Source organism: Uliginosibacterium sediminicola (assembly GCF_039631295.1).
GTDB classification, from domain to species: Bacteria; Pseudomonadota; Gammaproteobacteria; order Burkholderiales; family Rhodocyclaceae; genus Viridibacterium; species Viridibacterium sediminicola.
This window is the reverse complement of sequence record NZ_JBDIVE010000015.1, coordinates 1-13,194: the sequence shown is the minus strand read 5'-3', so window position 1 is coordinate 13,194 and position 13,194 is coordinate 1. Positions and strand designations below refer to the sequence as shown.

Genomic DNA, 13,194 nt, shown 5'->3' with positions numbered 1-13,194 from the left:
GCACGCTTGGGCGATACCGGCTCGCCGCAAATTCTACGCGCAACTGCGCGCCAGCTTGTTGCGGACGATACGGCAGTCTAGCGACTTTAGAAACGTGTTGCAGGGCATGGCCGCGCCGCACGCGCAGGGACAGGACACAGGCCCGGCTAAGGGTTTGCGCGCTGCGCGAGCATAGAGGCCCGCCGCTCTGGTGTGGAATGTCTCGTTGAGGCGGCGCGGCGCCTTTTGCAGATCCGCAGTGCTCTTGCTGGCCCACACGAAGCCGCTGGCGATCTCGAAATAGATTTTGCGGAAACGCTCGCCATACAGGCTTTCCGAGACGATGGGAATGTGCAGGCTGCGCAGCATTGCGCGCGCGGCATCGCCATTCTTGCGACCGATGTCACGCGCTTCGTTCTGCCAGAGACCGGCAAACATATGCCCGCCGCCAAATACCTTGGCCACGCATTCAGCTGGCGCCACGCCGCGTGCGCGCAAGCCTTCAAACATCAGTTGCATGGCTTCGTCACCGTAGCGCCCATCGAGTTGAGCACTCGGGCTTGAATATCGCTGTTGCGTGCCGCGTGTCGACAACAGGTAATGCGACATCGCACCGATCTGTTTCTGCGGATGCCACAGGGTGATCGATACGCAGGAGCCCAGCAGGGTAATGACCCGGTCGCGGGCATCGCCGATGTGGACTTCGCCCGGATGCAGGACGAGATTGCGGATCTGTTCGGTACTGTTCATTGCGTGCGGAAGGACGTCATTGCTGACTGGAGGCGCTTGGCAAGCGCGCTGTCAGGCGATCAGGCTTGGGGGCAATCCGCGGGGTCGGGGCGGGACGGAAGCGCTTGCGCTGTGGGCGACAAGTATTTTGCTGCTAAAAGCTCTGTTAAGTTTAACGTTCTGATGAAGAGAATTCTTTAATAATTTTCTGTGCCACGCCGCCGAGCGCCTGGCGCTTGGCGCGTGCCTCCTGACGCAGGTGATTGAAAGCACTTTGCTCGCTCATGGCCTTGCTGTGCATGAGGATGCCGATGGCGACGCTGACGCTGCGGTCGGCCTGGAGGGCCGATTCGAGCTGGCGCACATCCTTGTGGCGCGCCAGCGTGGTGCGCACGATGGGCGGCAGCTGCGCTGTGTCAAAGGGCTTGGTCAGGTAACTCATTGCGCCGGCCTTGATAGCGTCGGACACTTTGCCGTCTTCGTCATCGACGGTGAGGACGATGAAGGGCAGCTTGTATTTTTTTTGCACGGCAGCCGCCAGTTCCAGGCCCGACATACCGGGCAGGCCCAGATCGATCAGCAACAGGGCGATGTCCGGCTCGGCATTCAGCTTGTCGAGCGCCTCTTCGGCCTTGTAGGCGCTGATGCAGCGCCAGCCTGCCTGGGATAGTGTGGTGCATAGGATGTCTTGCATGATGGCGTCGTCTTCGACGACCAGAATGCTCTCGGAGTGAGTGTTCATGAGCTTTGCCTCGTGGTGAAGGTCTGGTTATGAATCAGCTTATTTTATCTGCTTGCTGATCCGACGTGCTTTCCAGGCTGTCTGCGGTCATTTCAAGGATTTCGAATGCGTGCTGAAGCTGTTTGTCCAGCTCAAGGAGTTGCTCAGCGGGTAGCTCGGCATGGGCCAGCAGATGTTTCTGTAGTGTGGACGCCTGGTGTGCCAGATGCAGGGCGCCCAGCATTGCGGCTGTGCCCTTGAGCGCATGCAGTGCATTGCCCGCTGCTGGGACGCCTGCGTTCCGCAGCTCTTCTTGCAGGTGCGCCGGCCAGGCTTCGAAGGCGGGGCGCAGCTTGCGGGCCGCACGGGCGAACAGGGGCTTGCTGTGGCCCAGTCGGCGCAGCGTATTGTCCAGTTCAAAGCCTTCGACTACCGGCAGGGGGGGCTGAGCATCGCCAGCCTTGTCTTTCAATACTTTTGCCCGGGCTGGTGCGCGGATGGCGTGCAGGCAGGACACCAGGCTTGGCATGTCGAGCGGTTTGCCGATGTGGGCGACCATGCCCGCGCGCAGACAGGCATCGATATCTTGTGGCTGCATGTGCGCGGACAGGGCGATGACCGGCAGAGAACGGCAGTGCGGCAGCTGGTGAATGGCCTGGCAGACGGCATAGCCATCCATGCCCGGCATCTGCAGATCCATCAGGATCGCGTCCGGTAAGGCGTTTGCGGTGCTCAGCCAGGCGATCGCATCTTCGCCACAGGCCGCCTGGCTGAGCGTTGCGCCCGCACTCTGCAGCAAGGCTGCGAGCACCTCGCGACTGATCTCGCTGTCATCCACCAGCAGCAGCCTGAAGTCTTGCAGCGCTGCGTCCCAGGGCAAGCTTTCCGGGTCGGCGTCCTGGCTGGCGACGTCATCGCTAGCATGGGCATCTGGAGGAGGGGCGCAAACTGGAAAGCGCAGGCTGAATGCGAAGTTGCTGCCAGAGCCAGGCTGGCTGCTGACCTTGATCTGGCCACCCATCAAGTGCACCAGGCGCTGGCTGATGCTCAGCCCCAGGCCGGTGCCGCCGAAGCGGCGGGTGATCGAGCTGTCGGCTTGTGTGAATTCGGCAAAAATCTGTTCCAGCTGTTCGCCCGCGATGCCAATGCCGGTGTCTTGAACAGAGAACGCGATGTCGGCCTCGCCATCGACGAGGGCAGACAAGCGTGCAGCAATCTTGACCGCTCCCTGCGGCGTGAACTTGATCGCATTGCCGGCCAGGTTGAGGATCACTTGCTGCAGCCTGAGTCGGTCGCCGAGCACGTAGGCGGGCAGCTCCGCCGCGCAGTCCAGGCTGATATCCAGCGTCTTGGACTGTTCGAGGCTTGTCTCCAGAATGGCCAGCAGGCTGTGCAACATGTCGCGAATCGAGAAAGGCGCGCTGTCCAGTCGTAGCTGATCGGCATCGATGCGTGAAAAGTCGAGAATGTCGTTGATGATGGCGAGCAACATTTGCGTCGCAGTGTTGAGCTTGCCCACTTGCGCGGCCACATGACTCGACAGCGTTTGTGTCTGGAGCAAGGTGCAGATGCCGATGATGGCGGTGAGCGGCGTGCGTATTTCATGGCTCATGTTGGCGAGGAAGCGGCTTTTCGCTTCGCTGGCCTGTTCGGCCTGTTGCATCGCCTGGCGCAGTGCGAGTTCATTGCGTTTGCGTTCGCTGATGTCGTGCAGCGCGCAGCGCAGTCGCATGAAAGTACCGCCAGTGTCACGCTGTATGCGGCCATCAAGCACTACGGTAAGGATGTGTCCTGCTTTGTGATACAGGTTGTACTCGGCGTTCAGTCGATCCAGACGCGCATGGGTATACAGCGCTGTGGCGAAGCGGGTCTGGCTCTCCGCATCGCACAGTTCGCGGAAAGCACGGCCGAGCAGTTCTTCGCGTGCGAATCCGAGCATCGCGCAGAGGGGGGGATTGACGTCGAGAATGATGCCGCGTGCATCCAGCGTCTGGTAGGCCACCGGTGAGAGCTCGACCATGCTCCTGAAACGGCTCTCGCTTTCGCGCAGTGCGTCATCGGCTTTGCGGGCGGCGGTGATGTCCTGAACCTGGCCAAAGATGTACAGCGTTTCACCCGCTGCATTGCGGATGGCGGACACGACGACACGTCCCCAGATGATCTCGCCATTCTTGTGGCGATAGCGCTTTTCGATCTGGCAAGAAGACTGTTTTCCGCTGCATAGCGCTTCCGCGGCTTGCCGGTGAAGCAGCAGGTCATCCGGGTAGGTGATGTCCTCGGAGCCCATGCGTTCGAGTTCTTGTTGGCTGTAGCCGGTGAACCTGGCGAGGGCTTCATTGACTTTCAGGTAGCGTCCGCTGAGCGAAACGAACACCTGACCGATCGCCGACTCGTTGAAGGCGGTGCGGAACTGCTCCTGCGCTTCTTGCAGTGCGGCAGCGGTGGCCAGACGTTCGGTGAGGTCTTCCGCCGTGCCCATGAGGTAGGGGCCGCTCTCGCTGCTGCCTTCGCGTGCCTGTCCGATCAGGCGTACCCGGCGTTGCGAGCCGTCCGGCCGTACGATGCTGTAGATGTCATCCAGCGGGACGATGCTCTCCGCTGCCTGTGCCAGGGCCAGTCTGAATCTGGCCAGGTGTTCCGGTACGAGCCAGAGTCGCATCGCCTCTTCGGCGCGCATGGACGAACGCGATGCGTGCCCAAGAATGCGCCCCATGGCGTGATCCCAGCTCAGCAGATCCCGGCTGATGTTGTATTCCCAGAAACCGAGGGCGGCGATGCTCGATGCGGTATTCAGGCGTTCATTGCTCAGCGCCAGCGCTTCGTTCGAGCGGTGGACCGCGCGCCGCGCCGCTACCTGATTATGTTGCACGTAGCCCAGTGCTGATATGGCGAGGAGCAGCGAGGCCAGCCAGATGCCGCCCAGCAGGCGGCGGTCGGCATACCAGCTAGCCAGGACTTCGGCGCGGCTGCGCGAGACCGCGACAATGAAGGCCTGTGAAAATTTCAGGCCTGCGCCACGTGTGCTGCGCAGCGCTACGATTCTTTCTAGCCCGCCCGAGATGGCACTTGGCGCGTACTGAATCGAGCGGTCATGGCCGGTCGCGAGGTGTCTGGCATAAATGGAGGTCGGCGGCAGCTTTTGGTTGATCAACTGCAGGCTTACAGGCGGCTGAATGCTGAGCAGTTGCAGATTTTCCAGCCCCAGTACACTGCGCATATCGGGTGCGCTGATGAGCGGTGTCATCAAGACATCAAAGTAACTCGATTCCACTCGCGCCACACTTGCACCCAGCAGGGCGCCATGGCTATTGAGCTTGGCCAAGGCCAGGACGATGCCGGGGATCCCATTGCCCGCATTGTCGGACAGCACAATGGCGGTGTCCGCACCTGCGCTGCGCAGAGTGCTGAGCAGTTCCGGATTGCCTAAGGGGTGTCCGGTCAGTTCGCCCCGGGATGAATGAATGACCACCCCCTCAGGACTGATCTGTGCGATGTCCCGGATGCCCGCAGGCAGAGCGTTCGCCAGTGCATCAAGTTTGATCGAACGCGGTGTGTCCTGCTGGGCATTGAGTGCCTGCAGGAAGTGAATGATGTGGGTTGCCTCGTTTTCGATGCTGCTGGTCAGCACGTCGGCCAAGGTTGATAGCTGAACTTCATTGCGCTTGAGGATGTCCTGATATTTCTGCTGCAAGCTGTTGGCCAGAATCAGTCCGAGCGCGCCATGAATCAGCGCCAGCCAGCACCACTGGCGGACGAACTTGTTGTGCTGGAACAGATGCTGAGTGTCGCTGATCAGTTTCCGCATCGCTGTCGCTTGTCTCGTTCGAGGGGCTCATGCAGGCATGCACATGCAAAGCCATGCAAAAAATTTAGGTAATCGGCCGCCTGTGTGCGTAGGCCCAGCGAATTGTCCCATACGCATCTAAAGCATCGCGAAGACCGCGGCACACGACAAACGGGATGGCTGTTAAAGTTGGGTAATGCAATCTTTGCTCGTGCCTGTGCGCCGAAGGCATTCACGACATGCGACCCAATTCATGCGGCCCGTCAGTCGTGCGCGTAAGCGGGATGCGCGCTGCAGCGCTTAATTGAGCACACCCAGCGCGCCCAACACAGCCGCAATCGCCAGCCAGATCAGTGGGTTGAGCGCAAAGCGCGTTGCCAGCACGGCAGTGCTGAGGGCGACGATCAGCAGTTGCCAGTGGGTGCCGGTGGTCTTGATCAGCAAGGCAGCGCTGCCGATCACCAGGCCGATGGTGATCGGCGCCAGCCCCAGCTGCAGGGCACGGCGCCACGGCGAATGCTTGAAGCGCTCCCACAGGCGGCCGATATAGAGCGCGATCAAGGACGAAGGCCCGCACATGCCCACAGTGCAGGCCAGGGTGCCAGCCAGACCGCTGAGCTTCCAGCCGATCAGGCTGACGATCAGCACATTCGGGCCGGGCGCCGCCTGGGCAATGGCGTAGAGCGTGTTGAACTCGGCATTGCTGAACCAGCCGTAGTTGTCGACGAATTCACGATGGATTTCCGGGATCAGCGCATTGGCACCGCCGACGGCCATCAGCGAATACAGGCAAAAGCGTAGCAGGAGTTCGAACGAGCTCGGACCAATCATTTGCGCAGCTCCTTGCGCACCGTCAGCCAGCCCAGGCCGATGCTGATCGGGCCGAGCACGGCGAGCACCAGCAGCAGCGGCACGCGCAGCCAGATGGCGACGAGGCTGAGCAGGGCGATCAGCGCCGACCACAGATGCCGCTCGGCCTTGATTGCCAGCCGCACACCGGTCGACAGCATCAGCCCGGCACCGCCGGCGGCGACCGCAGCCACCGCGTACTGCAGGGGCTGGGCGCTGGCGTAGTGGGCGAATAGGCTGAACAGCAGGATCACGATTGCCAGCGGCGCCAGCATCAGGCCGGCAATAGCGATCAGCGCGCCCTGGCGGCCATGGAAGCGGTCGCCGACGATCACGGCGAGATTGCAGACATTGGGGCCGGGCAGGATCTGACCGAGGCCGAGCAAGTCGGTGAAGTCACGGTCGCTGAGCCAGCGCTGGCGGTCCACCAGCATGCGCCGCGCATGCGGCATGACGCCGCCAAAACCATTCAGGCCGGTGAGGAAAAAGCCGAGGAAGAGTTCGCGGCGATTGGGGCGGACGAATCCGGCGCTGGGGGTGTCGTTCATTTATGTTGTGGCTTCTCTCTGGCGCGAGTCGCCATTATCCACCAGCGGCACCGGCGCCGGAATGCGGGCCGCCCTAGCTTTCGGCGGCCGGTGCTTCGGCAAACACGCTGGCAAAGGCTTCCAGCTCGGGCAGCAGGCGGCTGATCAGCGAGAGCTGGCGCATCACGCGGCGCTCGCTGGGATTGACGCCGGTCAGCGCGGTGTCGATCTGCTCGGCCAGCTGCGGGGCCAGCGCCACGGCCGGCGGTGCGCTGCGGTGCTGCAAGGCATTGGCCAGCACTTCAAGCTGACGGTCGATGTGTTGCGCAACGCTGTCGGTCAGTGCGGCGTGCTGCCAGTTGTCGATCTGCTCGCGATGTGCGCCCAGCGCCGACACATAGCCAAGCAGGCTCTGGCTGGCGCAGAGGAAGCGGAAGGCCTGATCCGGCGCCAGACGATGCTGGTCCGGCTCGCCCAGCATGGCGGCAATCGCCGCGGCGAGATTGGCATTGGCGTTGTGCGCGTCACGGCGGGCGATGCGGTAGGGCAGGTCGTCGCGCTTGCCCTGATGGTATTGCAGCAGGATCTCGCGCATGTAGGCGGTGGCGCAACGCAGCGCACGCGCCATCACCACCGGCAGGCGGCGGCCTTGCCAGTCTGGCAACACGAAGGCGACAACCAGGCCGGAGAGCAGGGCGCCGAGCACGGTGTCGAGCAGGCGCGGCCAGATCAGCGCATAGCTGCTGCCCAGCTGGTTGAAGCAGCTCAGGACCAGCACGGTGATGCTGGCGGTCGCCAGCAGGTAACGCTCAGTGCGGGTGGCGAAGAACAGCACGCCGGCGACGACGATCAGCGCCAGCTGCGCCAGCGCTTGCGGGAAGAGGGCGATGAAGACGGTGGCGAAGATCAGCCCCAGCACCGTGCCGCTGACGCGCTGGCTCATGCGCCGCCAGGTATCGCTATAGCCGGGCCGGCAGACGAACAAGGTGGTGAGCATCACCCAGTAGCCCTGCGGCAACTCGAACAGGTGCAGCAGGCCATAGCCGGCCGCCAGCGCCAGGGCCAGTCGCAGCGCGTGGCGGAAGCGCGCCGAACCCGGATTGAGCTCCAGGCGGATGCGCTGCCAGGCTTCTGCCAGGCTGCGTGGGCTGCTGTCACGCAGGCTGCTGTCTGCAGTGGCCTGCAGCGCGTCGGGATTGCCGGCGTCGGCCAGCAGGCGCTCGATGGTGGTGATGTTGCGGCACAGATCGGCGAGCGATTCGAGCAGCGGCTGATGCGCAGCCTCGGTATGGGTCTGCACGTAGTCCATTGCGGCGCTCATCTCATCGAGCGCGCGCATGCCTTCGGCGCCGTAGTCAAAGGCTTGCTCGCTGAGAATGGCTTGCGCCAGACGGCTGCAAGCCTGCGCTTCGAACTGCATCAGACGATGGACACGGAACAGCACATCGCTGCGTGCGAAGGCCGTCGCCAGTGCAGCGGCGTGCGGATAGTGCGAAGAGCTGGCGCGCTCGTGCACGTCCTGCGCGAGGAAAAACCACTTTAGATGGTGTTCGCCACTGGCGCTGGGGCGCCGGTCCTGCACCCAGCGGGTGAGCACCTCGCGGGCCTGGTTGAGGGCATTGACCACCTGGCCGTTCTGCGCGGCCAGAGCCAGGCGCTGCGCATCTTCATTGCGCCCGCCGACCGGCTCCAGCAAGTCGGCTTTAAGTTGCAGGTAATCGCCCAGCGCTTCAAAGAGTTGTGCCAGCGACTGCCGCGCGGCGCGGGTGGCGAACAAGGCGGCGGCGATCACCGAGATCACGCCATACCAGGCGGCGCCCGCCAGCAGCAGCAGCGGCCTGAACCATGCAGCTTCGCCGGGAATCGCCGGCTGATCCGCGCCGAGCATGGTGTAGACGGCGAGAATCAGCGAGGCCACGGCAATCGTCGCGTAGCGCTCGCCCGCCGCGCCGAGCATGACGAAGCCGAAGCTCGACACGGTGAGACCGATGACGAACAGCCAGGGATAGGGGAACAGCCACTGCACCGAAAAGGCCGCTACCGCAAAGCACACCAGGGTGATGCACAAGGCCATCAGGCGGCCGCTGACGCGGTCTTCGGTCTCGGCCAGTGCTGAGGCGATGACGCCGAGGATCAGGCTGATCATCCAGTGTTCCTGCTCCAGCCACAGGCTGAGGATCAGCACACCACCTAGGGCGCAGGCGACCTTGAGACCGTCCAGGGTTTTGTCATGCGCCCACAGGCGGCGTAAAAACTGTAGTTGCGGGGCGATTTTGTGCTGCACGGCGGGACTTTCAGCGTCCTGATTCACTCAAGAGGGGCGAATTGTCGCAGATATTGCATTGCAGCATGCAGGCGTGGGTCAAGTCAGGGCGGGAAAGGCCTGGGCACAATGCAAACGGCCCGCACAGCGGAGCTGTACGGGCCGTTGCAGGAGGCGCGAGGCTGCATGCAGCCGCGCAGCGCTCGGGGTAATCAGGCGGACTGACTGAAGTAGTCGTCTTTCAGGCGATCAACGCCGAACTGGTAGCTCTGGACATGCGTTTCTTCGAGGTATTCCTGACGTTCGCGCTCGATCTCTGCATCCCGGCTGTTCAAGTCGTCTGCATGGGCACTGGTGATGGAAAGCTTGCTCATGACATTCTCCAGTTCTACGTAGTTTGAATAGGGGCCAATCCTTTTGGGCTTGGCTTCGTGCACTGCACAACGCAAATTTTGCACCTATTTTTGATCTTTGTGGGGCTTGTTAGGGTATCCCTATACGAATTCTTGTATTGACTGTGTGGTATGCACGAATACCGACCCTAACTCACTGAATCATCGTGGAAACTGCAAGTGTCCGTGTGCTCATAAAAGTCCTCTTTCGGCAGCTTTGTGCTGCATGGCACGACAAGGGTGCCTGGGTCGGCCAGACATGCACCAATTGCTGCAATGCATGGCGGCTTGCGCCTGATTCGCCGGCTATGCTGAAAGTGTCTGGCGGCGTTGAGTGACGGACAGATCTGCGCTAGGGCGCAATGAGCGCAGAATGCAGAAAGGCCCGAAGACCACAGCAGCTCGCTGAGGCGCTGACGCAGCCAGTTAAAAAGGAGTCAGCAAGATGGACAAGATACTTATTCCGGTGGATGGATCCGAAGTCGCCTTGCATGCCGTGCAATACGTGATCGAACAGAACCGGCGCGGCCAGCTAGACGCCATCTTCCTGATCAATGTGCAGCCGGGAATTCTCTCCGGCGACGTCAAGCGCTTCATCAGCCAGGACATCATCGATGCTTACCAGCGCGAGGAAGGCGAGAAGGCGCTTGCCGCGGCCAAGGCGCTGCTCGATAGCGAAGGCCTCGCCTACACGGCGCGCACCCTGGTCGGACACATCGCCGAGAGCATCATCAGCTTCGCGCAGAGCCAGCAATGCAGCAGCATCGTGATGGGCGGGCGCGGCCTGGGTTCGGTGATGGGCATGCTGCTCGGTTCGATCACCACCAAGGTGCTGGTCTTGAGCGAAGTGCCGGTGACCGTCGTCAAATAAGCCGCTCTGTGCGGCGGGCCGATGTGCTCATGCGGCGCGTTGGCTGTGCCGTTTGCTGCGCGGCCAGCGGCGGCGCAGCAGCTTTTCCAGCTCGACGATGAACAAGGCGAGGGCTGACAGCAGCAGGCAGATTGCCAGCTCGGCGAAGCTCAGCGGCGCGGTGCGGAAGATCGTGTTGAGCGCCGGCACGTAGAGGGTGGCCATCTGCAAGGCGACGCTGATCAGCACCGCGCCGATCAGCGGCCGGTTGCTGAAGAGGCCGGCCTTGAAGACGGACGCCCGCTCGCTGCGCATGCCCAGCACCATCGCCAGTTGCGACAAGGTCAGCACGGTGAACACCATCGTCTGCCAGTGCGCGGAACCCGTCTCGATGGCCCAGGCCTGCACGCCCAGCGACAGCGCCGCAACGGCCAGCCCGACAATCAGGATGCTCTGCCACAGGCCATGCGCGAAGATGTTCTCGGCCGGCGGGCGCGGCGGGCGCTGCATCAGTCCGCGCTCGGCGGGCTCGACCGCCAGCGCCAGGCCCGGCAGGCCGTCGGTGATCAGATTCACCCACAGCAGGTGGATCGGCAGCAGCGGGATCGGCAAGCCCAGGAGGGGTGCGAGGAACAGGGTCCAGATCTCGGCGGAATTGCCGGTCATCGCGTAGCGGATGAACTTGCGGATGTTGTCGAAGATGCGCCGCCCCTCGCGCACGGCTTGCACGATGGTGGCGAAATTGTCGTCGAGCAGGATCAGGCTGGACGCCTCGCGTGCCACGTCAGTACCACCCTTGCCCATGGCGATGCCGATGTCAGCACGCTTGAGTGCCGGCGCGTCATTGACCCCATCGCCGGTCATCGCGACGAATTCACCGCGCTTTTGCAGCGCTTCGACGATGCGGATTTTCTGCGCCGGATCGACGCGCGCATAGACCTCGATGTCGGCCACGCGTGCAGCGAAATCCTCATCATTCATCGCCGTCAGCTGTGGCCCGCTCAGCACCGCTTCGCCCTGCATGCCCAGCTGGCGCGCCACGGCGCAGGCGGTGGCGGGATGGTCGCCGGTGATCATCACTGCGCGGATGCCCGCCGAGCGGCACAGCGCGATGGCGGATTGGGCTTCGGGCCGCGCCGGGTCGATGAGGCCGATAAGGCCGAGGAACACCAGCTCTGCTTCGATCCCTTGCTCGTCCTTGTGCGGCTGCGCGGTCCAATGCCGCTGCGCCACGGCCAGCACGCGCAAGCCTTCGGCGGCCATGCCTTCGGCCGTGCTGAGCATGGCTTTATCGTCGAAGCTGGCCTCGCCTTGTTCGCCCAGCGCGGCGCGACACAGTGGTAGCACACTCTCCGGCGCGCCCTTGGTGTAGGCGATGAAGCCGCTGTCATGACGATGCACGGTGCTCATGCGTTTGCGGTCGGAGTCGAAAGGCAGCTCGAAGACGCGTTCGGCAGCTTTTTCCAGCTCAGCCTTGGCAAAGCCCGCATCGAACGCGGCCTTGAACAGCGCCACCTCGGTCGGGTCGCCGCTCACCGTGCCGTCCTCATTGCGCGTCGCGTCGTTCGACAGCGCCAGCGCCCGCATCAGGCTTGGCCAGGGCTCGCTGGCGGGGATCTCGGGCGGCGGTTCTGCATCAAAACGCAGCGGCCGCGTGGCATGCAGCACCACCATGCGCATGCGGTTTTCGGTCAGCGTGCCGGTCTTGTCGGAACAGATATAGGTCACCGAACCCAGGGTCTCGACCGCCGGCAGGCGCCGCACCAGCACATGCTGCTGCACCATGCGCCGCGCACCCAGGGCCAGCGAGATGCTCACCACGGCCGGCAGCGCTTCGGGAATCGCCGCCACCGTCAGGCTCACGGCGGTCATCAGCATCAGCACCAGCGGCTGGCCACGCAGCAAGCAGATCACGAAGAACGCCGCGCAGATCGCCAGCGTGGCGATCAGCAGCCAGCGGCCAAACACCGCAAGGCGCTTTTGCAAAGGCGTGGCGGGCTCGACCGCCGCGTCGAGAATGCCGGCAATCTTGCCCAGCTCGGTTTGCATGCCGGTCGCGACCACAATGCCGACGCCGCGCCCGTAAGAGACGATAGTGCCCTTGAAGGCGATATTGCGCTGGTCGCCCAGCGGCAGCTTGCCGGCAGTCAGCGCCGCCGCGGTCTTCTCGCTCGGCACGGCTTCGCCGGTGAGTAGCGATTCATCGAGCTTGAGCTGGGCGACTTCGATCAGGCGTAGATCCGCCGCCACCACGTCGCCCGCTTCGAGCAGCAGCACATCGCCGGGCACGATCTCCTCAGCCGGCACGTCCAGGCTTTGCCCCTCGCGCCGCACCTGCGCGCGGCTGCCCGCCATCTTCTTGAGCGCCGCCATCGCCTTGGCCGCGCGCAGCTCCTGCACAAAGCCGATGCCGGCATTGAGCACGACGATGACGATGATCGCTGCCGCGTCCTTGGCGTCGCCCATCAGGCCGGAGAGCACCGCCGCGACCAGCAGCACGAGGATCATGAAGTCCGCGAACTGATCCGCAAACATCCGCCAGCGCGGGCGCGGCGGCTTCTCGCGCAAGGCATTGGGGCCGAATTTGACCGTGCGCGCCGCCACCTCGGCGGCCGACAAACCCGTCGCAAGCTCCACACCCAGCTCAGCCGCCAGCGCATCCGCCGCCTGCGCGTGCCACTGCTGCGTCTTTTCCCTGGTACCAGTCATGGCGACCCCTTCGGGTCAGCATACAAGCTGTGGGCGGCAATGCCCATTTATCTTCTGGGTTTGGGCGTGGTGCTTGTTTGACGGGTGAGTTTTCACCGCAAAGGCGCAAAGGAAACGAAGGGCCGCGAAGGAAGGCGAAGGAGGGCGAAGGAGGGCGAAGGAGGGCGAAGATGATTCCCCTCTCCCGCCTGCGGGAGGGTAGCGCGCAGCGCCGGGAGAGGGCACATCAGCCTTCGCCCCCTGACGCCCGTTCGGTTTGAATGAACTGCACAAACGTCGGAAGGCGCCTGCGGCTTTTCCGACCGCCGTGCAATCTTAGTCTCAAGTTTCAAGTGCAACACTTGGAGTGAGCTAAGGTGTTGCGATGGGCAAACGTTACAGTCATCTGAGT

The 13,194-nt window shown here is 63.1% G+C and carries 9 protein-coding genes; 1 reads left to right on the top strand and 8 read right to left on the bottom strand.

The features are described from left to right. Positions 1 to 33 precede the first annotated feature (33 nt). From ABDB84_RS18770 to ABDB84_RS18740, 7 genes are all read right to left on the bottom strand, one after another. A complete protein-coding gene (locus tag ABDB84_RS18770; protein ID WP_345921313.1) occupies positions 34 to 729 on the bottom strand; it encodes a chemotaxis protein CheD in 696 nt (231 codons plus the stop codon). Between the two features lie 151 nt (positions 730 to 880). Further along, entirely contained in the window at positions 881 to 1,450 is a 570-nt protein-coding gene (locus ABDB84_RS18765) for an ANTAR domain-containing response regulator (protein WP_345921312.1), read from the bottom strand. Between the two features lie 34 nt (positions 1,451 to 1,484). After that, positions 1,485 to 5,234 (bottom strand): PAS domain S-box protein, encoded by a 3,750-nt coding sequence (locus tag ABDB84_RS18760; RefSeq protein ID WP_345921311.1) that lies wholly within the window; start codon positions 5,232 to 5,234, stop codon positions 1,485 to 1,487. Between the two features lie 279 nt (positions 5,235 to 5,513). After that, positions 5,514 to 6,044, bottom strand: coding sequence for a chromate transporter (locus tag ABDB84_RS18755; RefSeq protein ID WP_345921310.1), 531 nt, complete (start codon positions 6,042 to 6,044; stop codon positions 5,514 to 5,516). Further along, on the bottom strand, positions 6,041 to 6,610 hold the full coding sequence (locus tag ABDB84_RS18750; RefSeq protein WP_345921309.1) for a chromate transporter: 570 nt from the start codon (positions 6,608 to 6,610) through the stop codon (positions 6,041 to 6,043). The genes ABDB84_RS18755 and ABDB84_RS18750 overlap by 4 nt, the downstream gene beginning before the upstream one ends. Positions 6,611 to 6,683: 73 nt before the next feature. Then, a complete protein-coding gene (yccS, locus tag ABDB84_RS18745; protein WP_345921308.1) occupies positions 6,684 to 8,873 on the bottom strand; it encodes a YccS family putative transporter in 2,190 nt (729 codons plus the stop codon). A gap of 191 nt (positions 8,874 to 9,064) precedes the next feature. Beyond that, entirely contained in the window at positions 9,065 to 9,226 is a 162-nt protein-coding gene (locus tag ABDB84_RS18740) for a hypothetical protein (RefSeq protein WP_345921307.1), read from the bottom strand. Positions 9,227 to 9,689: 463 nt separating this feature from the next. On the opposite strand from ABDB84_RS18740, the gene ABDB84_RS18735 reads away from it, so the two are divergent. Next, a complete protein-coding gene (locus ABDB84_RS18735) occupies positions 9,690 to 10,115 on the top strand; it encodes a universal stress protein (RefSeq protein ID WP_345921306.1) in 426 nt (141 codons plus the stop codon). 27 nt (positions 10,116 to 10,142) lie between these two features. Here ABDB84_RS18735 and ABDB84_RS18730 read toward each other — a convergent pair whose 3' ends face one another. Continuing rightward, positions 10,143 to 12,803 carry a cation-translocating P-type ATPase gene (locus tag ABDB84_RS18730; protein WP_345921305.1) on the bottom strand — a complete coding sequence of 887 codons (2,661 nt, stop codon included), beginning with the start codon at positions 12,801 to 12,803 and terminating at the stop codon, positions 10,143 to 10,145. Between the last annotated feature and the right edge of the window lie 391 nt (positions 12,804 to 13,194).